The organism is Actinomadura monticuli (assembly GCF_041463655.1).
In the GTDB taxonomy this organism is placed as follows: domain Bacteria; phylum Actinomycetota; class Actinomycetes; order Streptosporangiales; family Streptosporangiaceae; genus Spirillospora; species Spirillospora monticuli.
On sequence record NZ_JAXCEI010000028.1, the window covers coordinates 17,331 to 39,894 of the forward strand.

Genomic DNA, 22,564 nt, shown 5'->3' on the forward strand with positions numbered 1-22,564 from the left:
AGTCCGGCTAGTCCAGGACGACCAGATGGTCGCGGTGGATTATCTCGCGTTCGTACTCCGCGCCCAGCTCGCGGGCGAGCCAGCGTGTCGAGCGCCCCATGAGGTCGGGGATCTCGGACGCGTCGTAGTTCACCAGGCCGCGCGCGACGACGTGGCCGGCGGTGTCGCACAGGTCGACCGGGTCGCCGGCCGCGAAGTCGCCGTCCACGGCCGTCACTCCGGCGGGGAGCAGCGACTTGCGGCGCCGCACGACCGCCTCGACGGCGCCCGCGTCGAGGGTGACGCGCCCCTGCCCGGTGGTGGCGTGCGCGAGCCACAGGTTCCGCGTCGACATGCGCCGGCCCTCGGCCGGGTGGAACAGCGTGCCCACCCGCTCCCCGGCGAGCGCGTGCGCCGCGGACGCGGCGTTGGTCAGCACGACGGGGATGCCCGCGATCCGGGCCGCCTCGACCTTGGTGACCATGCCGCCGGTGCCGACCCGTCCGGACCGGCCGAGCTTCACGTCCTTCAGGTCGCCCGGGCCGCGGACGTCGTCGACGCGGCGCGCTCCGGGCTGACGCGGGTCACCGGTGTAGAGGGCGTCGACGTCCGACAGCAGGACGAGCGCGTCCGCGCGGATCAGGTGGGCGACGAGCGCGGCGAGCCGGTCGTTGTCGCCGAACCGGATCTCGTCGGTGGCGACGGTGTCGTTCTCGTTCACGATCGGCAGGATCCCCATCGCGAGGAGCTGCCCCAGAGTGCGCTGCGCGTTGCGATGGTGCGAGCGGCGCATCATGTCATCGGCGGTGAGCAGCACCTGCCCGACCGTCAGCGCGTACCGGGCGAACGACGAGGTGTAGCGCGCGAACAGCAGGCCCTGCCCGACGCTCGCCGCCGCCTGCTGGGTCGCGAGGTCCGGCGGGCGGCGGGTCAGCCCCAGCGGTCCGAGCCCGGCGGCGATCGCACCGGACGACACGAACACGATCTCGGTGCCGTCGGCGCGGCGGGCCGCGAGGACGTCCACGAGCGCGTCGATGCGGTTCGCGTCGATCGTCCCCTGCGGCGTGGTCAGCGACGACGACCCCGCCTTCACCACGACGCGGCGTGCCTTGGCGATCTCCGTGCGCTCGCTCACGACTCCGCCCCCCGCGGGGGACGCCCCCCCACACCCCCCGGTTCGCTGCCGCTCATGACTCCGCTCCCCGTGGGGGGACGACCCCCCACACCCCCCGTTCGCTGCGCTCATGACCAGCCCTCCAGGCGCCGGTCGGTGCCGCGCGGGCCCATGGCCGCCTCGCCCGCCGGGACCTCCGGCTCCCAGTCGAACACGATCGAGTCGTCCATCGTGCCGATCAGGACGGTGGCGCCGGCGCTGGCGCCGGCCTCGCCGAGCGCCTCCTCCACGCCGAGCCGGGCGAGCCGGTCGGCGAGGTAGCCGACGGCCTCCTCGTTGGCGAAGTCGGTCTGCCGCAGCCACCGGACGGGCTTCTCCCCGGTGATCAAGTACGTGTTGTCGCCGAGGTTCTTCACCTCGAAGTCGGCGTCGCCGCCGACCGGCTCGGGCCGGATCACGATGCGGGTCGGCTCCGCCTGCGGCAGCGACGCGCGGTACTCGGCCACCATCGCCGCCATCGCGAACGACAGCTCCCGCAGGCCCTCGTGCGTCGCCGCCGACACCTCGAACACCTTCAGGCCGCGCTCCTCGAACTCGGGGCGCACCATCTCGGCGAGGTCGCGGCCGTCCGGCACGTCCACCTTGTTGAGGACGACGACGCGCGGCCGGTCCGACAGGGGGCGGTCGCCGAGCACCCGGTCGTAGGCCCGCAGCTCCCGCTCGATGACCTCGAAGTCGCTGACGGGGTCGCGGCCCGGCTCCATCGTGGCGCAGTCGAGGACGTGCGCGAGGGTGGACGAGCGCTCGATGTGGCGCAGGAAGTCGAGGCCGAGGCCGCGGCCCTCGCTGGCGCCCTCGATGAGGCCCGGCACGTCCGCGACCGTGAACGTCGTGTCGCCCGCGCTGACCACGCCGAGGTTCGGGATCAGCGTCGTGAACGGGTAGGCGGCGATCTTCGGCTTCGCGGCGGACAGCGCCGCGATCAGCGACGACTTGCCCGCGCTGGGGAAGCCGACGAGCGCGACGTCGGCGACGCTCTTCAGCTCCAGGACGACGTCCCGCTCCTCGCCCGGCTCGCCGAGCAGCGCGAACCCGGGCGCCTTGCGCTTCGCGGACGCCAGCGCCGCGTTCCCGAGCCCGCCGTGGCCGCCCTTCGCGACCACGAAGCGGGTGCCCTCGCCGATCAGGTCGGCGAGGACCCGGTCGCCCTCCTTGACGACGGTGCCGTCCGGGACGGGGAGGATCACGTCGCCGCCGTCCGCGCCCGTGCGCAGGCTGCCCTGCCCCGGCCTGCCGTTGCCGGCCTTGCGGTGCGGGCGCCGGTGGTACTCGAGGAGGCTCGCCCAGTTGGAGTCGACGACGAGGACGACGTCACCGCCGCGCCCGCCGTTCGCGCCGTCCGGGCCGCCGAGCGGCTTGAACTTCTCCCGGTGGATCGAGGCGCACCCGTTCCCGCCGTTGCCCGCCGCGACGTGCAGCACCACCCGGTCGACGAACTGCGCGCCCGATCCCGCTCCAGCGGCCACGGTGAACTCTCCTCAGTGAAAACGGCGAAGGGGCGGACCTGAAACGGTCCGCCCCTTCATGAATGTCTCTTCCCCAGGCGGTGTTACTCCGCCGGCGGGACAACGCTCACGGCGTTGCGGCCGCGGTAGCGGCGGAACTTCACCGCGCCCGCGACCAGCGCGAACAGCGTGTCGTCGCCGCCGCGCCCGACGCCCGGGCCGGGGTGGAAGTGGGTGCCGCGCTGCCGGACGATGATCTCACCGGCGTTGACGACCTGGCCGCCGAACCGCTTCACGCCGAGGCGCTGGGCGTTGGAGTCGCGACCGTTACGGCTGGACGATGCGCCCTTCTTGTGTGCCATGTGACCGCTCTCCCTTACTTCCCGGCCTTGATACCGGTGATCTTGACCTCGGTGTAGGGCTGACGGTGACCCATCCGCCGCTTGTACCCGGTCTTGTTCCGGTAGTGCATGATGTTGATCTTGGGGCCCTTGACCGCGCCGAGGATCTCGGCGGTCACCTCGTAGCGCGCGAGGTCGGCCGCCTTGCTGACGACGTCTTCGCCGTCCACGACCAGCAGGGCCTGAAGCTTGACGGTCGAGCCGACCTCGCCGGCCAGCTTGTCGACGGTCAGCACGTCGTCGACGGCGACCTTCTCCTGCCGGCCGCCTGCGCGGACAATCGCGTACACCGCGGAAACCCTTCGTCTGCGCGTGCTTCCGGACTGAACCGGTCCCACGCGTGGTTGAACCAGCCCCCGGACGGGGGCCTACCCCCGGCACGGGGCCGAAGGCGGCACACCAGGGGATCCCTGGCGCTCTCTGCTTGTCCTCACCGGATCGGCGAGGTGAGCACCGAACGACCCCCGGACGGGGCTCGCGGTGCGGGTTCGGGCGACGCGCCTACGGCGCGCCGAAGTACAAGGGTACCGGACGCCCTGACCGGAACGCGAACGCGTCCGGCCAGGGCCCGGGTGCGGGCGTCAGTCCGAGGACTCGCCCGCGTCGGCGGTCTGCGCGGCGCGCGGACGGCGGGTGCGGCGGCGGTGGACGGCCGGGCCGCCCTCGTCGTCGCCCTCGCCCCCGGCCGGCGCGGCGCCGTTCGACTCGGCGCCGTTCGACTCGGCGCCGGTCGGCTCGGCGCCGGTCGGCTCGGCGCCGTTCGGTTCGGCGGTGGAGGCGTCGGCGACCACATCGCCGGCGTCCTCGGCGCCGTCCAGGTCGGGGCCGGTGCCGTTGGCGGCGACCGGAACGGGCTCGGCGGAGTCCAGGGCGGCCGGGGAGGTGCCGGCCGCCTCCTCGGCGGCTTCGGCGGCCTCCACGGCGGCCTGGGCCGGGAAGTCGTCGATCTCCGGGGGCGGGCCCGCCGGGCGCTTCGCCGGGCCCGACTTCTTCGGCCGGGACCGGACCGGCTCCGGCTTGGGCTCCACCACCGGAGCCTCCAGCACGGGAGCCTCCAGCACGGGCGCTTCCGCCCCGGGCACGTCCAGCACGGGCGCCTCCGCCACGGGAGCGGCGGGCTCCCGCTCGGCCGCCTCCTTGGGCTTGGTCTCCCGCTGGGCGAGCTTCTCCTCGACGGCCTTCTCGACCTCGCCCTTGCGCTTGCGGCGGCGGCCGCTCTCCTTGCCGGCCGCCTTGTCCGGCTTGGGCTCGACCGGCGTCAGCTGGACATGGATGCCGCGGCCGTTGCAGCACTCGCAGGTCTCCGAGAACGCCTCCAGCAGGCCCTGGCCGACGCGCTTGCGGGTCATCTGGACCAGGCCCAGCGAGGTGACCTCGGCGACCTGGTGCTTGGTACGGTCCCGCGACAGGCACTCGACGAGGCGGCGCAGCACCAGGTCCCGGTTGGACTCCAGCACCATGTCGATGAAGTCGATCACGACGATGCCGCCGATGTCGCGGAGCCGGAGCTGGCGGACGATCTCCTCGGCCGCCTCCAGGTTGTTGCGGGTGACGGTCTCCTCGAGGTTGCCGCCCTGCCCGGTGAACTTGCCGGTGTTGACGTCGATGACCGTCATGGCCTCGGTCTTGTCGATCACCAGCGAGCCGCCGGACGGCAGCCAGACCTTGCGGTCGAGGGCCTTCGCGATCTGCTCGTCGACGCGGAACGCGGACAGCGCGTCCTGGTCGCCCGTCCAGCGCTCGACGCGGTCGGCGAGATGCGGGGCGACGTACTCGACGTACTCGGACACGGTGTCCCACGCCTCGGCGCCGGACACGACCAGCTTGGAGAAGTCCTCGTTGAAGATGTCGCGGATGACCCGGACCGTCAGGTCGGGCTCGCCGTAGAGCAGCGACGGCGCCGACGCCGTCTTCACCTTCTTCTGGATGCTCTCCCACTGGGCCGCGAGGCGCGAGACGTCCCGCGAGAGCTCCTCTTCGGTGGCGCCCTCGGCGGCCGTCCGGACGATCACGCCGGCGTTGTCCGGCATGATCTTCTTCAGGATCGACTTGAGCCGGCTGCGCTCCTTGTCGGGCAGCTTGCGGCTGATGCCGGTCATCGAGCCGTCCGGCACGTACACGAGGTAGCGGCCGGGCAGCGAGACCTGGCTGGTGAGCCGGGCGCCCTTGTGCCCGAGCGGGTCCTTGGTGACCTGGGCGAGCACCGACTGGCCCGACTTCAGCGCCGACTCGATGCGGCGCGGCTGGCCCTCCAGGCCGGAGGCGTCCCAGTTGACCTCGCCCGCGTACAGGACGGCGTTGCGGCCCTTGCCGATGTCGACGAACGCCGCCTCCATCGACGGCAGGACGTTCTGGACCTTGCCCAGGTAGACGTTGCCCACGTACGACTGGTGCGTGGCGCGGTTGACGTAGTGCTCGACGAGGACGTCGTCCTCCAGGACGGCGATCTGGGTGCGCTCGCCCTCCTGCCGCACCACCATGACGCGCTCGACGGCCTCGCGGCGCGCCAGGAACTCCGCCTCGGTGATCACCGGCGGGCGGCGGCGGCCCTGCTCGCGGCCCTCGCGGCGGCGCTGCTTCTTGGCCTCCAGCCGGGTCGAGCCCCGCACGGAGCGGACCTCGTCCTCGGCGGCGGCGCGCTCCTCGCGGGCGGTGCGCACGTGCACGACGGTGTTCGGCGGGTCGTCCGTGCCGTTCCCGGCTTCGCCGTCGGCCCCGGAGCGGCGACGGCGGCGGCGCCGGCGGCGGCTCGTCCCGCCCTGGCCGGACTCGTCGTCGTCCTCGTCCTCGGCGGCGTCGTGCTCCGCCTCCTCGGCCTTGGGCTCCTTGTCCTTCTTGGCCTTGGCGGACTTGCCGCCCTTGGCGGCCCGGCCGGTCTTGGCGGGCTGCTCGTCCTTGGGCTCCTCGGCCTCGGCCTCGTCGCCCTGGGCCTCGTCCTCGGCGCCGTCCTTGCCCCGGCCGCGACCGCGGCCACCGCGGCGGCGGCGCCTGCGGGACGGACGGTCGTCGGAGTCGTCCTCGTCGGCGGGGCCGTGGTCCTGGTCGTCGTCGCCGGTGTCGCGATCGGCGGGCTCGGCGGGCTCGGGCTTCGGCTCGTCCTTGGGACGGGCCGGGGCCTCGGCCTTCGGCTGCGGCGGCTGGAAGACGACCATCGGCGGCTGGAACGTCACGCCGGGGATGCCGACGCCGCTCGCGGGCTCGGTCTCCGACACCTGCTCGGGGGTCGCCTCCGAGCCCGCGACCGGGACGGCCGGGATCTCCGGGAACGGCGGGGCGGCGGGCGTCTCGGTGGCGGACGCGGCGGAGCGGCGGCGGGTCCGGGTGCGGGGGGCCGGCGGCTCCTCGGCGGCCTCGGGCTCGGTCCCGGTCTCCGGGGAGGTCTCCGCGCCGGTCATCGGGACGGGCGGCTCGGCGGCGGCCTTCGCGCTCCGGGTGCGGGTGCGGGTCCGGGTGGCGCGCTTCGGCGGCTCGGGCGCCTCCTCCGGGGCGGGCGCCTCGGCCTCGGCGGCCGGCTCCGCGGGCTGCTCGGCGGGCTGCTCGGCGGGCTCATCGTCAGCGGGCCCGTCGGCGGGCTGCTCCGCCGCGGGGGGCCGGGCCGGAGAGCTGTCCACCTCGGGTGGCGGGCCGGCGGGGCGGCTCGCCCGGCGGGGACGCGAGGTGACCCCGCCCCCGGCGTTCTCCGCGGCGGCGTTCTCCGCGCTCCCGTTCTGCGTGCCGCCGCTCTCCGCGCTCGCGGTCTCGGCGGCCGTCGTATCGGTCGTCTCGGTCATTTCGCTATCGGTGCCTTCGGCGGCGGCCGAATCGGCTTCGTTCTCAACCATCCGGGCAATCTCCCGTCAGGCTCCCGGGCGCGTCCGCTCGCTCCGCCAGGGGGCGGACCGGTGCGGTGCGCCGCACGAGAGCACCTCGTTCAGTCATCGGCGTCGCCATCGCCGGACGGTGTCCGGCCATGACGACGAAGTCGTCGGGGGTGCGCCCGCCGTACCCTGCGGAACCGGTTCCGTGCTCCCACGGCTTCGGTACCACGGTCAGGCGCTGACGGCATCCACGCTCGCGGCGTCCCCGGGCTGCGGCCGCACAGGGCCGCGGGCCGTCTCGGCGTCGTCGCCGGACGGCAGGCCGATCTCCCGGTCGGGATCCAAGGGATCCGCGAGGCCACCGGTGTCCGCGTCGAGGGGCCCCTGCGCCAGCCTGGTCACCAGCGGCGGTGACGGCGGCGCGAGGTCGGCGACCTGGCGCAGTCCGGTGAGGATGTCGTCGGGTCGTACGGCCGGTGTGGAATGCCGAACAACCATTCGAAGTATCGCACAAGGGGCATCCGCCGCCTCCGCGGCGCGCCGGTCCAGCTCGCAAGCGGACACGGCGGCGCGCACGTCGAAACGGCGCCGCCCCTTCTTCGTGAGGCGTTCCACCTCGATGTTCTCGGCGGCCATGAAGGCGGCCACGGCCGCGGCGGCGTCGCCCTCGGGCACGCCGTCCAGCCTGATCCGCCATTCGGACGCCTCGAGCCGATCGGCGAACGCGCTCGGCCTGACCGGCGCGTCACCGCGGCCCGCCCGGACCGGCACGACATCGACGATGTCGAGCCCGGGGGGCAGAGCCGCGTCGAGATCGGCCCGCACCCGCGCAGGGTCGCGGGTCTCGGTAAGCCCGATTTCGAGGTATTCGGCCTCACTGGCCACCCCTGTCGCCGCCGCACCCGCGTACGAGATCTTCGGGTGGGGGGTGAATCCGCCGCTGAACGCGACAGGGATCCCGGCGCGCCTGACGGCGCGTTCCACGGCCCGGGAAATGTCGCGGTGGCTCGTGAACCGCAGCCTGCCCCGCTTGGCGTAGCGGACGCGCAGTCGCTGGGTCACGGGGGCCGGCGCCGGACCCTCCGGCATGGGTGCCAGGGTTCTGGTCCTTCCTACTCGCGTCGAGTCGAAAAACTAGGTCTCCCTATAGAGTACGGGTCCCCGAGCATCGTTCGGCCAAGCACCGGGGCATGAAGCCCGGGACCCGCGCAGCTCAGGGCGCTCCCGCAACCGCTTCCGGACATTCGGGCGCCCGCGCGGGTCGTCCGGCGGGCAAAGAACACGCCGTTCAGGGCATGCCCGGACGATGCCGCTCAGAGCACGCGGATCAGACAACCGACAGGGGCAGGAGCTTCTTGCCGGTGGGGCCTATCTGGATCTCCGTGCCCATGGTCGGGCACACGCCGCAGTCGTAGCAGGGCGTCCAGCGGCAGTCCTCGACCTCGGTCTCGTCGATCGCGTCCTGCCAGTCCTGCCAGAGCCACTCGCGGTCGAGACCCGCGTCGAGGTGGTCCCAGGGCAGGACCTCGACCTCGTCGCGCTCGCGGACGGTGTACCAGGCGAGGTCGACGGGCTCGTCGCCCAGGGCCTTCTCCGCGCACGCCGTCCAGCGCTCGTAGGAGAAGTGCTCGCTCCAGCCGTCGAATCGGCCGCCGTCCTCCCAGACGGCGCGGATGACCTTGCCGACGCGCCGGTCGCCGCGCGACAGCAGGCCCTCGATGATGGACGGCTGGCCGTCGTGGTAGCGCAACCCGATGGCGCGGCCGTACTCCTTGTCGCCGCGCAGGGCGTCCTTGAGCGCGTGCAGGCGCCGGTCGACGGTCTCGTGGTCGCACTGCGCGGCCCACTGGAACGGGGTGTGCGGCTTGGGCACGAACCCGCCGATCGACACGGTGCAGCGGATGTCCTTGCGGCCGGTGGCCTCGCGCCCCGCCTGGATGACGCGCCTGGCCATGTCGGCGATCGCGAGGACGTCCTCGTCCTCCTCGGTGGGGAGGCCGCACATGAAGTAGAGCTTGACCTGCCGCCAGCCGTTCTCGTAGGCGGTGGAGACGGTGCGGATCAGGTCGTCCTCGGTGACCATCTTGTTGATCACCTTGCGCATCCGCTCGGAGCCGCCCTCCGGCGCGAACGTGAGGCCCGAGCGGCGGCCGCCGCGCGAGAACTCGTTGGCGAGCGTGATGTTGAAGGCGTCCACGCGGGTGGACGGCAGCGACAGCGAGGTGTTGGTGCCCTCGTACCGGTCGGCGAGGCCCTTGGCGACGTCGCCGATCTCGCTGTGGTCGGCGCTGGACAGGCTGAGCAGCCCGACCTCCTGGAAGCCGGACTCCTTGAGCCCCTGCTCGACCATGTTCCCGATGGTGGTGATCGACCGCTCCCGCACCGGACGGGTGATCATCCCGGCCTGGCAGAACCGGCAGCCGCGGGTGCAGCCGCGGAAGATCTCCACGCTGAACCGCTCGTGCACGGTCTCGGCGAGCGGGACGAGCGGCTTCTTCGGGTAGGGCCACTGGTCGAGGTCCATGACGGTGTGCTTCTCGATCCGCCACGGGACGCCCGGACGGTTCGGCGCGACCCGCTGGATCCGGCCGTCGGGCAGGTAGGTGACGTCGTAGAAGCGGGGCACGTAGACGCCGCCAGACGCCGCGAGCCGCATGAGCAGCCCGTCCCGCCCGCCGGGCTCGCCCTCCGCCTTCCACTCGCGGATCACCTCGGTGATGCCGAGCGCGATCTCCTCGCCGTCGCCGAGGACGGCCGCGTCGATGAAGTCGGCGATCGGCTCGGGGTTGAACGCGGCGTGCCCGCCCGCGATCACGATCGGGTGGTCGCCGGTGCGGTCGGCGGCGTCGAGCGGGATGCCGGCGAGGTCGAGCGCCGTCAGCATGTTGGTGTAGCCGAGCTCGGTGGAGAACGACACGCCGAGCACGTCGAACGCGCCGACCGGGCGGTGCGCGTCGACGGTGAACTGCGGGATGCCGTGCTCGCGCATGACCGCCTCGAGGTCGGGCCACACCGAGTACGTCCGCTCGGCGAGCACGCCGTCGCGCTCGTTCAGGATCTCGTAAAGGATCTGGACGCCCTGGTTCGGCTGGCCCACCTCGTAGGCGTCCGGGTACATGAGCGCCCACCGGACGTCGGTCTCGTCCCAGTCCTTGAGCTGGGAGTTCAGCTCGCCGCCAACGTACTGAATCGGCTTCTGCACGCTCGGGAGCAGCGGCTCCAGGCGCGGGAAGAGCGACTCGACCGGCATGACGGAACCCTCCGTGCAGGGGACGTGGGATGAACGTCCAGCCTACGCGGTCGCCGGACGCTATACGAACGCTCCGGGCGGCCTCGAAGCTCCGGGCGGCCTCAGTCGAACGCGCGGCGGCGCACATGGACCGCCTGCAGCAGGCCGAAGGCGATCATGTTCGCGAACGTCGCGGACCCGCCGTAGGAGATGAACGGCAGCGGCAGGCCGGTGATCGGCATGATCCCGAGCGTCATCCCGACGTTCTCGAACGTCTGGAACCCCAGCCAGCACACGACGCCGGTCGCGACGAGCGTGCCGAACAGGTCGGCGGCCTGGGTGGCGATCCGCAGCCCGCGCCACAGCACCACGCCGAGCAGCGCGATGATGATCGCGGCGCCGACGAAGCCGAGCTCCTCCCCCGCCACCGTGAAGATGAAGTCGGTCTGCTGCTCGGGGACGAAGTGGCCGCCGGTCTGCTCCCCCTGGAACAGGCCCTTGCCGAACGCGCCGCCCGACCCGACCGCGATCCGGGCCTGCTGGGCGTTGTAGCCGGCGCCGCGCGGGTCGGCCTCCGGGTTCAGGAACGCGGTGAACCGGTCGATCTGGTAGTCCTTCAGCAGCCCGAAGAACCAGACCGCCGCGGCGGCGGTCACGCCGCCGCCGACCAGCCCGAACAGCCAGCGCTTCTGCGCGCCGGAGATCGCCAGCATGCCGAGCACCACGGCGATGAACACCAGCGTGGTGCCGAGGTCCGGCTGGAGCATGATCAGCAGGCCGGGCACCCCGGCGAGGACGAGCGCGAGCAGCACGTCGCGGCGGCCGGGCCCGATCTCGCCGTCCCGCGGCTCCCCGAGGATCATCGCGAGCAGCACCACGAGCCCGACCTTCGCGAACTCCGACGGCTGCACCTGGAAGCCGCCGCCGAGCACGATCCACGAATGCGACCCGTTGATCGTCGAGCCCAGCGGGGTCAGCACGGCCAGCAGGCCCACGCACGCCACGCCGTACAGGATCGGGACGTAGGCGCGCAGCAGCCGGTAGTCGAGGACGGTGACGACGCCGCCGAGCAGGAACCCGATGATCAGGTTCAGGATGTGCCGCTTGAGCAGGCTCTCCGGGTCCTCGCCCTGCTCGGTGAGCAGGTGGAAGGTGGCCGAGCGGACCAGCAGCGCCCCCACCACCGACAGCGCCAGGACGGCGAGGAACAGCGGCCAGTCGAGCCGCCGCAGACCGCCGAGCCGGCTCTGCCACGTGCGCCGCGCGCCGTAGCCCTCGACCGGCCCGGCACCGGTCCCGGTGATCACGGCGCGGCTCCCTCGCCGGGCGTCTTCGGCAGCTCGGACGGGAGCCTGCCGTCCTTGAGGATGGGCTTCCTGTCCTTCGTCCCGTACATGGCCTCCCAGATCTCGCGGACGGCCGGGGCGGACGTCGAGGCGCCGAACCCGCCCTGCGAGACCATGGCGACGACCGCGAAGCGCGGGTCCTTCATCGGGCCGAACGAGGCGAACCAGGAGCTGTCCTGCTTGCCGTAGACCTCCGCGGTACCGGTCTTGCCGCCCACGTCGACGCGCTTGAAGTCGAACCCGTTGAACGCTCCGGCCGCGGTGCCCTCCTTGGTCACCTGGCCGAGGGCCTTGCGGATGTACGCCAGCACCTTCGTGTCGACGGGCAGCCTCCCCGCCGCCGGGGCGTCGATGCGGCGGACGACCGTGCCGTCCGACCGCATCACCGCGACGCCGAGCCTCGGCGTCACCAGCCTGCCGCCGTTGGCGAGCGTCGCGTACGCGCGGACGAGTTGCAGCGGCGTCACCAGGACGTTGCCCTGCCCGACGGAGAAGTTGGCCGCGTCACCGGGGCGGTAGACGTACCCCTCGGTGCAGTTCTCCGTCGCGACCGCCTTCAGGTAGGCGGCGCGGGCGGGATCGGTCTTGGCGACGTCGGGGTAGCCCTCCTTGGCGCCCTTGCAGTTGCCGGCCTTGGTGGCCGCCCAGTAGTCCTTCTTCCACTTCCGGTCCGGGATGCGGCCGGCGCTCTCGCTGGGAAGGTCGATCCCGGTCTTGGTGCCGAACCCGTAGTCGCGGGCCATCTTCACCATCGGGTCGGACGGGTTCTTCTTCGGGTGCATCCCGCCGTCGGCCTTCCACTCCAGGTAGGCGAACCTGTAGAAGACCGTGTCGCAGGACTTCACGAGGGCGGTGTGCAGGGTCATCGGGCCGTACGACGCGCCCCCGGCGTTGCTGAACGCCCGGTTCCCGACGTTGTAGGAGCCGGGGCACGGGTAGATGCCCGTCAGGCTGGCGCCGTCCTTCACCGCGGCGGCCACCGAGGAGATCTTGAAGGTGGAGCCGGGCGCGAACTGGCCCTGGGTGACCCGGGAGATCAGCGGCTCGCCCTGCTTCTTGCCGAGCAGCGCGTCGTACTGCTCCTGGGAGATGCCGCCGGTCCAGATCTTCGGGTCGTAGGTCGGGTAGCTGGACATCGCGATGATCCGGCCGGTGCGGACGTCCATCACGACGGCGGCGCCGGCGTCGGCGGGGTGGCCGCCCTTGCGCGCGCTGTCGATCGCGTGCTTGAGGGCCTTCTCCGCGGCGCCCTGCACCCCGGCGTCGATGCTGGTGACGAGGTGGTCGCCGGCCACCGCCTGCTTCTCCTCGGCGGTGCCGGTGACGCGCCCCTGGCTGTCGACGAGCACCCTGCGGAAACCGGGGTCGCCGCGCAGCACCGCGTCGTACTGCGCCTCCAGCCCGGCGCGGCCGACGAGGTCGACGCCGCTGTACCCGGTGACCTTCAGGCCCTTGCGCTTGTCCAGTTCCTCCTGCGTGACCGGCTGGAGGTAGCCGAGGACCTGGGCGGCGCTCGCCCCCTTCGGCGCCGGGTAGTCGCGGACGGCCTGGATCTGCGCGGTGACGCCGGGGAAGTACTCCTGCCGCTCCATGATCTGGAGGGCGCGCTTCGGGTCGACGTGGTCCTCGACGGGGATCGGCTGGTACGGGGAGCCGGGCCAGCACGGCCGCTTGACGTTCGGCCCGCACAGCCGGACCCGCTTGGAGATCTCGTCGTAGGTCGTCCCGAGGACGCCGGCGAGCCGCCTCAGCACGGCCGCGCCGCCGTCCTTCTGCCGCGACAGCGTGGTGCGGTCGACGGACACGACGAGCGCGCTGCGGTTCCGGACGAGCGGTTCGCCCCGGTCGTCCAGGATCATGCCGCGGACGGCGGGGACGACGATGTCGCGGGTGCGGTTCTGCGCGGCGATGCCCTTGTAGTGCTCGCCCTCCAGGACCTGGAGCGTCCACATGCGCCCGACGAGGACGAGCAGCAGCGCGGCGACCAGCACGTAGAGGACGACGAGGCGGAAGTGGGTCCTGGAGTTCACAGCGCCCCGCCCCGCCCCGACATCGCGCGGTAGCGGGCGGCGGGCACCGCGAGGCGGTCGCCCCGTGATCGTTCGCCGCTCTCGTACCGGCGGGTGGCGCGCAGCACCGCCCACACGACGAACGGGCTGGCGATGATGTCGTAGAGGACCTGCAGCGGGACCATGCTCGACACCGTCGCCCACTCGGCGCGCGGGTCGCCGAGGATCATCCCGGTCGCCGCGTACAGCACGGTCCCGGCGAGGGCTCCGGCGGCGACGGCGAAGAACGGCACGACGGACTGGCGGTCCATCTCGGCGGCGGCGACGCCGCACAGGAAGCCGATGAGGCAGTAGACGAGCGCGTACCGGCCGAGCGTGTGGTCGGAAGGCGGGATGATGTCGGCGGCGAGGCCGGCGAGGAAGCCGGTGACCATGCCGGTCATCGACCCGGCGACCAGCGCCAGCGCCACGACGGCCAGCAGCACCAGGTCGGGCTGCACGCCGCCGGGCAGCGGCAGCCGGTTCGCCACCGACACCTGCAGGATCAGGGTCACGACGATCACCAGCGCGGCCACCGCGGTGCGGCCGGCCGGCGACGCCTCGGGCGGATTCAGCACGTTCAGTCCCCCGCGCTCGGTTCTGTGGACGGGCTCGCGGAGCCGTTCGGCCGCGCGCCGGCGCTCTCGCCGGCCTCCGGGCTCTTGCTCACCTTCGGGCTCTTGCTCGGGCCGGGGGTCGGGGTCGGGGTCGGGGCCGGTTTCGGCTTGGGCGGCAGCACCGCGTCCCGCGGGTCGGTCTTCGGCGGGGCGACCACGACGGCGACGACGTCCAGGCTGGTGAACCGCACGAACGGCCGGACGTAGGCGGTGCGGGTCAGCCCGCCGGTGGACTTCTCGATGCGCTCGACCTGGCCGATCGGGACGCCGGGCACGTACGGGCGCTGGCCCTGCGACCCGAGCGTCACGATCCGCTGGCCGACGTGGATGGGCGCGGCGGCGTCCAGCAGCTGGAACCGCAGCGGGGTCTCGCCGCCCCCGCCGAGGCCGCGGCGGCCGCGGCCCTGCACGATCCCGATCTCCTTGGAGTCCTCCAGGCGGGAGCCGATGGAGGAGGTCTGGTCGGTGGCGAGCAGCACGGTCGACGTCGCGGGCCCGACGCGGGTGACGCGGCCGACGAGCCCCTCGCCGCTCATCACCGTCATGTCGGGCTTGATGCCGCTGCGGCTGCCGACGTCGATCGTGACGGTGTCCTCGAAGCCCTGCCCGGCGGAGATCACCTGCGCGGCGTGGATCTTGTAGCCGCCCATCCCGGCGGTGCCGAGCAGCCGCTCGAGCTGCGCGGACTTGTCCTTGTCGAGCCGGGCGGAGCGCAGCTGCTCGCGCAGCTTCTGGTTCTGCCGCTCCAGCTGGTCGGCGCGGCGCCGCTCGCCGGGCGCGTCGGTGATCGCGTCGAAGGTGTTGCCGACCGGCCGGACGACGGCCGCCGACGCGCGCTCCACCGGGCCGAACACGGTCGCGCCGAGGTCGCGCAGACCGCGCAGCGGGGAGTCCGCCCCGCCGCGGTAGTCAATCGTGATCATCGTGAGCGCCACGACGAGCAGCCCGCCGAGCACCATGCGGGTGCGCCGGGTGTCCTTCACGCACCGACCTCCGGTTTCCTGTTCCGCCGGGAGCGCGGAGCCTCCCGCCGGGGGACGGCCCCCGCGTCCTCCCGGCGGACCGCGTCCGAACTAGTGCCGCGGCTCCGGCACGAGGACCGTGCGGAGCGACTCGAAGTCCTCGACGCACTTGCCCGTGCCGAGCACCACCGAGTCGAGCGGGTTGTCCACCAGGTGGATGGGCATCCCGGTCTCCTCGCGGAGCCGTTCGTCGAGGTTCTTCAGCAGCGCCCCGCCGCCGGTCAGCGCGATCCCGCGGTCCATGATGTCGCCCGACAGCTCGGGCGGGCACTTGTCGAGGGTGGTCTTCACCGCGTCGACCACGGCGTTGACGGGTTCCTCGATGGCCCGCCTGACCTCCTCCGCGGAGATCACCACGGTCTTCGGCAGCCCGCTGACGAGGTCGCGGCCCCTGATCTCGGCGTGCGGCTCCTCCTCGCCGCCGGGATAGGCCGATCCGATCGCCATCTTGATCTCCTCAGCGGTACGTTCCCCGAGCATCAGGGAGTACTCCTTCTTGGAGAACGAGATGACGGCCTGGTCCAGCTCGTCGCCGCCGACGCGGACGGACTGGCTGGTGACGATGCCGCCGAGCGAGATGATCGCGACCTCGGTGGTGCCGCCCCCTATGTCGACGACCATGTTGCCGGTCGGCTCGTAGACGGGCAGCCCGGCGCCGATCGCGGCGGCCATCGGCTCCTCGATGATGTAGACGCGGCGGGCGCCGGCCTGGTAGCCGGCCTCCTTCACCGCGCGCTGCTCCACCCCGGTGATCCCGCTCGGGACGGCCACGACGATCCGCGGCTTGGCGAAGTGCCGGCGCTTGTGCACCTTCTGGATGAAGTAGCGCAGCATGCGCTCGGTGACGTCGAAGTCGGCGATGACGCCGTCCTTGAGCGGGCGGACGGCGACGATGTTGCCGGGCGTGCGGCCGATCATCCGTTTCGCCTCGATGCCGACCGCCACGATCTTGCCGGTGTTGGTATTGATCGCCACCACGGATGGTTCGTTCAGCACGATGCCACGCCCGCGCACGTACACGAGTGTGTTGGCGGTACCAAGATCGACGGCCATGTCACGGCCAAGAAACGACAGCTTGTTACCCATGAAGAAAGGGAGCCCTTCATGATTGACGGGCGTGTATAGCGGCGCGTCCATCGTAACGTGCACCCCCGCCCGCGGGCAGTCACCCCACCGCCGCGCGTCACGAAAAAAACGCGTCCTGACCAGCTCGGTTTTCGCTAAAGAAGACGCGGGCCGGATGGTCCGGCCCGCGCTCGGTCGGCGCCCTCGCGGGCGCGCTTCAGCCCAGCTCGGGGAAGAAGAGCTTGATCTCCCGCTCGGCGGAGTAGGTCGAGTCGGAGCCGTGCACGATGTTCTCGCCGATCTCCAGCGCGAAGTCGCCGCGGATGGTGCCGGGGGTGGCGCTGACCGGGTCGGTGGCACCGGCCAGGGCGCGGAACGCCTCGATGGCGCGGGGGCCCTCGACGACCATGGCGACGAGCGGCCCGCCGGTGATGAACTCGACCAGCTCGCCGAAGAACGGCTTGCTGGAGTGCTCCTCGTAGTGGGACTCGGCGGTCTCGCGGGCGAGGGTGCGCAGTTCCAGCGCGACGAGCGTCAGGCCCTTGCGCTCGATCCGGGAGATGACCTCGCCGATGACGCCGCGGCGGACGCCGTCGGGCTTGACCAGGACAAGAGTGCGCTCGGACACGGGTGGCTCTCCTTGCGGAATTTCGGTTTCGGTAAGCGCGCGAATACTACCCGGCTCGCAGGGCGGAAGCGGAATTCCGGCGCCGCGCGCCCAGTCCGAGGGCGGCGGCGGCGAGCAGCAGGGCGGCCATTCCCGCCACGACGAGCCAGCCGCGGTAGCCGTCCAGCAGGGCGTGCGCCTGCTGCGCCTCCGTCACCGGACGCGCCTCGCGCAGCCGCGACGCCTGCAGGGACAGGACGAGGAGCTGCCCGGCCAGCACGGCGGGGAAGCACAGGCACAGGCCGAACAGCGCGGCGCCGGCCTCGGCGTCCCGCAGCGAGGCGGCGAGGGCCATCCCGGCGCCCGCGCCGAGCGGGACGAGCGGGGCGAGCAGCGCCCACGGGTCGCCGGGGCCGGTGGCGAGGCCGAGCGGCACCGCCAGGACCAGCAGCAGGAACCCGGTGGGGAGGGCGGCGCGGGCGGGCGCGCCGGCGGCCGCGAGCGCGCCGGCCAGGGCCGCGGCGGCGGCCGCCCCGAACGGGAGCAGGGGCACTCCGTCCCCGCGCGCGTGGGCGGTGGCGGCGGCGACGCCCGCGAGCGGGCCCGCGACCGGGTAGGTGAGGAGGCCGGCGGCGATCATGACGACGGCGCAGCCGTGCGGGCTGCCCGCCGGGGCGTCCCGTCCGCCGGTGACGGCGAGGCCGAGCAGCGCGGGGACGGCGAGGCCCGCGAGGACGAGCCGCGCGCCCGGCGACCACTCGCCGGCGGCGACGAGGGCGAGGAACGTGAAGCCCGCGGCCGGGACGAGCGGGAGCAGCAGGTGTCCGCGCTCGGTGTGCCGGGACGCGGGGAGCGTCCAGGGGACGCGGCGCCGCAGCAGCGGGCGGGCGAGCGCCGCGCCGGCGGCTGCGACGGCGAGCCACGGGAAGGGGGCGAGCGCGATCCGCCAGTCGGCGGCGGCCGCGCCGGCGGCGGGCCGGGGGACGGCCGCCAGCGCCAGCGGCATCGCCAGGACGAGCATGCCGGCGAGCACGCCCGCCCATACGGCCGCCAGGACGCGGTCGCGGCGCTCCCAGACGAGCACGAGCGTGGCGGGCAGGACGATGCCGGCGCCCGCGCCCTGCGCGGCCCGGACCGCCCCTGCGAGGGGGACGGAATGGGCGAGGCGGGCGGTGCCGACGCCGACCAGGAGCACGGCGAGGCCCGCCGCGAGGACCGTCCACGCGGGGAACCGGCGGGCCGCGACGGCGGCGGGCGGAACGGCGAGCAGCAGCGCGGGCAGGGACAGGCCGGTGGCGCGCAGCAGGCCGGCGACGCCCGCGTCGCCGAGGCCGAGGGCGCCCGCCGCGGCGGGGACGACGTTGCCGGTGGCGTCGGGCACGGTCAGGACGGCGGCGGGCAGCGCGGTGCCGGTCAGCAGCAGCACGCCGAGCGCGGCGAGCCGCCGCCGTACCGGGCCCTCGGCGAAGCGGTCCGGCGCTCGACGGGATGGTGCGCGAGCGGCCCGCGTACGAGTGGACGGTGCGTGGGTGGACACGGCCTGCTCCTCCGGAGGGTCGTCATCCGCCGGACGCGCATTTCCAAAAAAGGAAAGATGTCCAAATTGGGGCAATAGCTGAAATTTGCGGCAATCGGCGGGATGATTGGCTGCCGTCCCGCCGAACCTAGCGCGGCTGCGCGCTCGCCGCCTTCCGTCCGAGCCAAATGGCCGTTCCCCAGAGCGCGCCGAAAACGACGCCGAGGAAGAACATGGCCGGCACCATGAAACCGGTCGCGACGATGAGCACCTGGAGCGCGGTGCCCGCCGGGATCGCCCACGGGCGGCGCAGCAGCCCCGCCAGGAGCAGGCAGGCGAGCGCCAGGCCCCCGCACACGCCGCCGGCGACCGCGCCGTCCACGTCCAGCACCACCACGGCGACCGGGATCGCCAGCCCGATCACGACGGCCTCGCACGCCAGCACCGCGGCGAACAGCCGCCGGGCCGGGTTGTCCGCGATCCGCGTGCTCATGAGCGGCCTCCCTCCACGCGCAGCAGGGTGCGCGCGTCCCCGGCGGTGACCACCGACCCGGTGATCAGCACGCCGGCGCCCCGGTACTCGCCGGTCTCCTCGGCGAGCCCGATCGCGCGGTCGATGGCGTCGTCCAGGCGCGCCGCGACATGGACGCGCTCCGGCCCGAAGATCCCCTCGGCGATCTCGGCCAGTTCCTCGGGCGGCATCGAGCGCGGCGAGGAGTTGCGGGTCACCACCAGCTCGGCCAGCACGGGTTCGAGCTGGTCCAGGACGCCCGCGACATCCTTGTCGGCGGCGATGGCGAGCACGCCGGCGAGCCGGGTGAAGCCGAACGACTCGGTGACCGTGGCGACGGTCGCCGCCATCCCGGCCGGGTTGTGCGCGGCGTCCAGCAGGACGGTCGGGCCCGTCCGCGCGACCTCCAGCCGCCCCGGCGAGGCCGACTGCGCGAAGCCGCTGCGGACCAGCGCCGGATCGAGCTGGCCCTCGTCGCCGCCGAGATAGGACTCGCCGGCGGCGATGCGGGTCGCGGCCTCCAGGTTGGCCTCTCCCCTGGTCGGCGCGCCGCTGGCGAACGCCTCCACGGCGGCGAGGGCCGTCGCGGCGTTGCTCGCCTGGTGCTCGCCGAACAGCGGCAGGAAGATCTCGTCGTAGACGCCGTGCAGGCCCTGGAGGCGGAGCTGCTGGCCGCCGAAGGCGACGTCGCGGCCGAGCACGCCGTACTCGATGCCCTCGCGCGCCGCGGTGGCGCCGATCTCCACGACCCTGCGCAGCAGCACCTCGGCCGCCTCGACCGGCTGCTGCGCCAGCACCGCGACCGCGCCGGCCTTGACGATGCCCGCCTTCTCGCCGGCGATCTCCTCCAGCGTGTCGCCCAGGTAGCGGGTGTGGTCGAGCCCGATCGGGGTGATCACGGCGACCACGCCGTCGGCGACGTTCGTGGCGTCCCACGTGCCGCCCATGCCCGTCTCGACCACGGCCACGTCGACGGGCGCGTCGGCGAAGGCGGCGAACGCCATCGCGGTCAGCACCTCGAAGAACGACAGCCGCGCCGTGTGCTTGCCGTCGACCAGCTCGGCGTAGGGCGCGACGTCGTTGTAGGTCTCGACGAACCGCTCCTCGCTGATCGGCTCCCCGTCGATGGCGATGCGCTCGCGCAGCGTGGTCAGCTCGGGGCTGGTGTAAAGGCCCGTGCGCAGCCCGCGCTCGCGGAGCAGCGCCTCGATGAGCCGGGCGGTGCTGGTCTTGCCGTTCGTCCCGGCGACGTGGATCACCGGGTACGCGCGCTGCGGCTCCCCCAGGACGTCGACCAGGTCGCGGATCCGGTCGAGGGTGGGATCGATCTCCCACTCGACCCCGCGGGCCATGATCGCGCCGACGGTCGCCGGGTAGCCGGCCGGCTCGGTTCGCTGACTCACGGTCTCAGAGCCTACTCGGCGGCGCACCACGCTCCGTCCGCCCCCACACTGGAGATATGGACGTGTTCTTCCGGGAATGGGAGCGCCGGGCTCCGGGCGAGACCCGCGATGTCGGACGGGCCCGCGCCCTCGCCGGCGCCCTGGGCGTCCTGGCCCCGGACGCGCCCGTCCTGACCGTTGTCGGCTCCAAGGGGAAGGGCACGGCGGCCACCTACGCGTCGGCCTTTCTCGCCGCCGCCGGCCTCCGCGTGTGCACCGTCACAAGTCCCGGACTCCGCACGAATCGCGACCGGATCAGGATCAACGGACGCGCCGTCTCCGGCGGCGAACTCGCCATTCTGGCGGGCATCCTGGACAAGGCCGTCCGTGCGCTTCCGCCGCCCTCGGACGGCTACCTTTCGCCGTCCGGTCTCTTCCTCCTCGCGGGCGTCCTGCACGCGGAGCGTTCCGGCGCGGACGCGCTCGTCCTGGAGGCCGGGATGGGCGGACGGTCGGACGAGGTCTCCCTCTTCCCGCCCGACGTCGCCGCGATCACGCCGGTCTTCCTCGAACACGCCGGGGTGCTCGGCGACACCGAGGCGGAGATCGCCCGGGAGAAGCTCGGCGTGGCGGGGCCGGCGACGGCCGTCCTGTCGGCGCCGCAGACGGCTCCGGTCGCCGCGGTGCTGCGAGACGCCGAGGTCGTCGGGCCGGGCGGCGCCGGGCTTCCCGACGACCTGCTGCCCGCCGGGCTGGGACGGGCCGCGGCCGAACTCGGCGTCGCCGCCGCCCGCCGCATGCCGGACGTCCCCGAACCCCCGGCCGGGACGCTCCGCGAGGTGCTGGCGTCGGTCGTGCTGCCCGGACGGGCGTCCTGGCACGACGTGCCCGGGTCCGCGACGAGGCTGCTCGTCGACTCCGCCATCGACCGCACCGGCGTCGCCGCCGCGCTCGCCGCCGCCCGGGACGCCTGGGGCGCGGTCGACCACGCCGTCGTCTGCCTCCCCGACCACAAGGACCTCGACGGGGCCGTCGCCGAACTCGGCGGGCTGCCGGTGACGTTCGTCCGGCTGCCCCTGCCGCACCTGCGCTTCACCCGCCCGCTGCCGCCCGGCTGGGACGTCGTCGGCTCCGCCGCGATCACCCCGGAGTCCCTCGCGACGCTCGGGCACCGCGTCGTCGTCCTCGGCACCGGCTACTTCACCGGGCACGTCCTGGAGGTCATCGGCGCCGGCACCGAGCGGCTGTTCGTCACTTCGGCTTCTCGACGTCCTTCCTGATCCGGCGCATCACGTCGGCCAGCAGCGGGAACTGCGGGTTCACCGTCGGATGGTTGGACGCGACGACGCCGTAGGAGTCGCGGGTCGCCCACGCGCAGTACATGTGGGTCTCGGCCAGGACGGCGAACGTCCCGCAGACCGCCTTCCCGCCCTGGTCGCCCGGGTCCGCTCCCTGCCCCGTGATGAACGTGGTGGGCCGCACCTTCCGCAGGAAGGCCGCCGGGTCGCCGACCTGGCCCGTCCCGCCCATGAACAGGACGTTGACCTTGCGCACCGGCTCCTCGGTGTAGACCGCCAGCCCCTGCTCGGCGACCGGGAGGCCGCCCGCCTCGACCGCCCCCGCGATGAACGGGTACGCCGCGCTCGCCTGCGGCGCCGTCAGGGCGTCCTTGCGGAGGCCGCCGGCGGCCGGGCCCGCGCTGATCACCTTTTTGGAGGCGGGATCCGCGGTCGTGCGGGCGTCCCGCTCGGCTCCGCCGCCGACCGTCCGGAACGCCAGGGCCCCGGCCATGAGCGCCACCGCGGCGGCCGCCGAAACGCCCACCACCAGCAGCAGCCTCGGGACGCGCCGCCGCCGCGGGCCCGGCGCGCCGGGGACGGGCGGCAGCGGGCCCGTGCCGTCGCGGATCACGGGCTGCGCGCCCGTGCCGCCCTGGACGATGGGATGCCCGCCGGTGCCGACCACGGGGAACGCCCCCGAGCCGCCCACGATCGGATGCCCGCCCGTGCCGCCGACCATCGGATGCCCTCCGGTGCCGTTCACCGTCGCCAGGGGGCCCGTCCCGTACGGCGGCACCGGGTACGGGCCGGAGCCGTCGCGCTGGGCCGGCAGGACGTGCGGCCCCGTGCCGCCGAGCGCGCCGTGCGGCCCCGTCCCGTCGCCGGAGTCGGCCGACCACCAGGGGCGCGCCCCGCCGAAGGGCGGCGCGTCCGCGGCCCCCGGCCCGGACCCGTCCTCGATGACCTGCGCCGCGTCCAGATCGTCGCCGGACGCGGAGCCCGGCGCGCCGGAGCGAGGAGGTGAATCGGCCATTGCACTCCCGATGGTTCAAGTACCGCCAAAAGCCCGCAGGCCCAACCGGATCGTAACCGCGACGGGCGCGCCGCGCCGACGGTTCACGCGCTCGTAATCCTCCGGGCGGACG

General features: G+C 73.5%; 18 protein-coding genes. 1 reads left to right on the forward strand and 17 read right to left on the reverse strand.

The annotated features are described in order from the left end of the window. Positions 1-7: 7 nt before the first annotated feature. The 16 genes from proB to SM611_RS36015 form a co-directional block, all read right to left on the reverse strand. Entirely contained in the window at positions 8-1,114 is a 1,107-nt protein-coding gene (gene proB, locus SM611_RS35940) for a glutamate 5-kinase (RefSeq protein WP_371954867.1), read from the reverse strand. A 107-nt stretch (positions 1,115-1,221) separates the two neighbouring features. Then, on the reverse strand, positions 1,222-2,619 hold the full coding sequence (gene obgE / locus SM611_RS35945; RefSeq protein WP_371954868.1) for a GTPase ObgE: 1,398 nt from the start codon (positions 2,617-2,619) through the stop codon (positions 1,222-1,224). A gap of 83 nt (positions 2,620-2,702) precedes the next feature. Beyond that, entirely contained in the window at positions 2,703-2,960 is a 258-nt protein-coding gene (rpmA, locus tag SM611_RS35950; RefSeq protein WP_179847075.1) for a 50S ribosomal protein L27, read from the reverse strand. A 14-nt stretch (positions 2,961-2,974) separates the two neighbouring features. Continuing rightward, the gene (gene rplU, locus SM611_RS35955; protein ID WP_371954870.1) at positions 2,975-3,289 is read right to left on the reverse strand and encodes a 50S ribosomal protein L21; all 315 of its coding nucleotides are present in this window, start codon (positions 3,287-3,289) and stop codon (positions 2,975-2,977) included. A gap of 291 nt (positions 3,290-3,580) precedes the next feature. Continuing rightward, positions 3,581-6,820, reverse strand: coding sequence for an Rne/Rng family ribonuclease (locus SM611_RS35960; RefSeq protein ID WP_371954871.1), 3,240 nt, complete (start codon positions 6,818-6,820; stop codon positions 3,581-3,583). Positions 6,821-7,027: 207 nt separating this feature from the next. Then, a complete protein-coding gene (locus SM611_RS35965; RefSeq protein ID WP_371954872.1) occupies positions 7,028-7,885 on the reverse strand; it encodes a TIGR03936 family radical SAM-associated protein in 858 nt (285 codons plus the stop codon). A 238-nt stretch (positions 7,886-8,123) separates the two neighbouring features. Then, positions 8,124-10,046, reverse strand: a complete 1,923-nt coding sequence (locus SM611_RS35970; protein WP_371954874.1) for a TIGR03960 family B12-binding radical SAM protein — start codon at positions 10,044-10,046, stop codon at positions 8,124-8,126. A 101-nt stretch (positions 10,047-10,147) separates the two neighbouring features. Further along, complete coding sequence (gene rodA, locus SM611_RS35975) at positions 10,148-11,332, reverse strand: rod shape-determining protein RodA (RefSeq protein WP_371954875.1); 1,185 nt, start codon at positions 11,330-11,332, stop codon at positions 10,148-10,150. Further along, positions 11,329-13,401, reverse strand: coding sequence for a penicillin-binding protein 2 (gene mrdA / locus SM611_RS35980; RefSeq protein ID WP_371954876.1), 2,073 nt, complete (start codon positions 13,399-13,401; stop codon positions 11,329-11,331). The genes rodA and mrdA overlap by 4 nt, the downstream gene beginning before the upstream one ends. Further along, on the reverse strand, positions 13,398-13,997 hold the full coding sequence (gene mreD / locus SM611_RS35985) for a rod shape-determining protein MreD (RefSeq protein WP_371954877.1): 600 nt from the start codon (positions 13,995-13,997) through the stop codon (positions 13,398-13,400). Before mreD ends, mrdA begins: the two co-directional genes overlap by 4 nt. Positions 13,998-13,999: 2 nt before the next feature. Beyond that, a complete protein-coding gene (gene mreC, locus SM611_RS35990; protein ID WP_371954878.1) occupies positions 14,000-15,019 on the reverse strand; it encodes a rod shape-determining protein MreC in 1,020 nt (339 codons plus the stop codon). A gap of 90 nt (positions 15,020-15,109) precedes the next feature. Continuing rightward, positions 15,110-16,144 carry a rod shape-determining protein gene (locus tag SM611_RS35995; RefSeq protein ID WP_371954879.1) on the reverse strand — a complete coding sequence of 345 codons (1,035 nt, stop codon included), beginning with the start codon at positions 16,142-16,144 and terminating at the stop codon, positions 15,110-15,112. Between the two features lie 196 nt (positions 16,145-16,340). Beyond that, positions 16,341-16,751 (reverse strand): nucleoside-diphosphate kinase, encoded by a 411-nt coding sequence (gene ndk / locus SM611_RS36000; RefSeq protein ID WP_371954880.1) that lies wholly within the window; start codon positions 16,749-16,751, stop codon positions 16,341-16,343. Positions 16,752-16,797: 46 nt separating this feature from the next. Then, on the reverse strand, positions 16,798-18,267 hold the full coding sequence (locus tag SM611_RS36005; RefSeq protein WP_371954881.1) for a hypothetical protein: 1,470 nt from the start codon (positions 18,265-18,267) through the stop codon (positions 16,798-16,800). A 127-nt stretch (positions 18,268-18,394) separates the two neighbouring features. After that, positions 18,395-18,739 carry a DUF4233 domain-containing protein gene (locus tag SM611_RS36010; RefSeq protein ID WP_371954882.1) on the reverse strand — a complete coding sequence of 115 codons (345 nt, stop codon included), beginning with the start codon at positions 18,737-18,739 and terminating at the stop codon, positions 18,395-18,397. After that, positions 18,736-20,109, reverse strand: a complete 1,374-nt coding sequence (locus tag SM611_RS36015) for a bifunctional folylpolyglutamate synthase/dihydrofolate synthase (protein WP_371954907.1) — start codon at positions 20,107-20,109, stop codon at positions 18,736-18,738. The genes SM611_RS36010 and SM611_RS36015 overlap by 4 nt, the downstream gene beginning before the upstream one ends. Before the next feature lie 107 nt (positions 20,110-20,216). Here SM611_RS36015 and SM611_RS36020 point away from each other — a divergent pair, with 107 nt between their 5' ends. Then, positions 20,217-21,419 (forward strand): folylpolyglutamate synthase/dihydrofolate synthase family protein, encoded by a 1,203-nt coding sequence (locus tag SM611_RS36020; protein ID WP_371954883.1) that lies wholly within the window; start codon positions 20,217-20,219, stop codon positions 21,417-21,419. Here the strand turns inward: SM611_RS36020 and SM611_RS36025 are convergent. After that, positions 21,391-22,452, reverse strand: a complete 1,062-nt coding sequence (locus tag SM611_RS36025) for a hypothetical protein (RefSeq protein WP_371954885.1) — start codon at positions 22,450-22,452, stop codon at positions 21,391-21,393. The genes SM611_RS36020 and SM611_RS36025 overlap by 29 nt on opposite strands. Positions 22,453-22,564: the final 112 nt, after the last annotated feature.

What these genes read in the sequence shown, in the direction of transcription:
- rpmA (WP_179847075.1), bottom strand. Translation starts at nt 2,960, where the DNA reads ATGGCACACAAGAAGGGCGCATCGTCCAGCCGTAACGGTCGCGACTCC.
- SM611_RS36020 (WP_371954883.1), top strand. Translation starts at nt 20,217, where the DNA reads ATGGACGTGTTCTTCCGGGAATGGGAGCGCCGGGCTCCGGGCGAGACC.
- SM611_RS36010 (WP_371954882.1), bottom strand. Translation starts at nt 18,739, where the DNA reads ATGAGCACGCGGATCGCGGACAACCCGGCCCGGCGGCTGTTCGCCGCG.
- SM611_RS35960 (WP_371954871.1), bottom strand. Translation starts at nt 6,820, where the DNA reads ATGGTTGAGAACGAAGCCGATTCGGCCGCCGCCGAAGGCACCGATAGC.
- SM611_RS35970 (WP_371954874.1), bottom strand. Translation starts at nt 10,046, where the DNA reads ATGCCGGTCGAGTCGCTCTTCCCGCGCCTGGAGCCGCTGCTCCCGAGC.
- SM611_RS35995 (WP_371954879.1), bottom strand. Translation starts at nt 16,144, where the DNA reads ATGGGTAACAAGCTGTCGTTTCTTGGCCGTGACATGGCCGTCGATCTT.
- SM611_RS35965 (WP_371954872.1), bottom strand. Translation starts at nt 7,885, where the DNA reads ATGCCGGAGGGTCCGGCGCCGGCCCCCGTGACCCAGCGACTGCGCGTC.
- SM611_RS36015 (WP_371954907.1), bottom strand. Translation starts at nt 20,109, where the DNA reads ATGGCCCGCGGGGTCGAGTGGGAGATCGATCCCACCCTCGACCGGATC.
- SM611_RS36025 (WP_371954885.1), bottom strand. Translation starts at nt 22,452, where the DNA reads ATGGCCGATTCACCTCCTCGCTCCGGCGCGCCGGGCTCCGCGTCCGGC.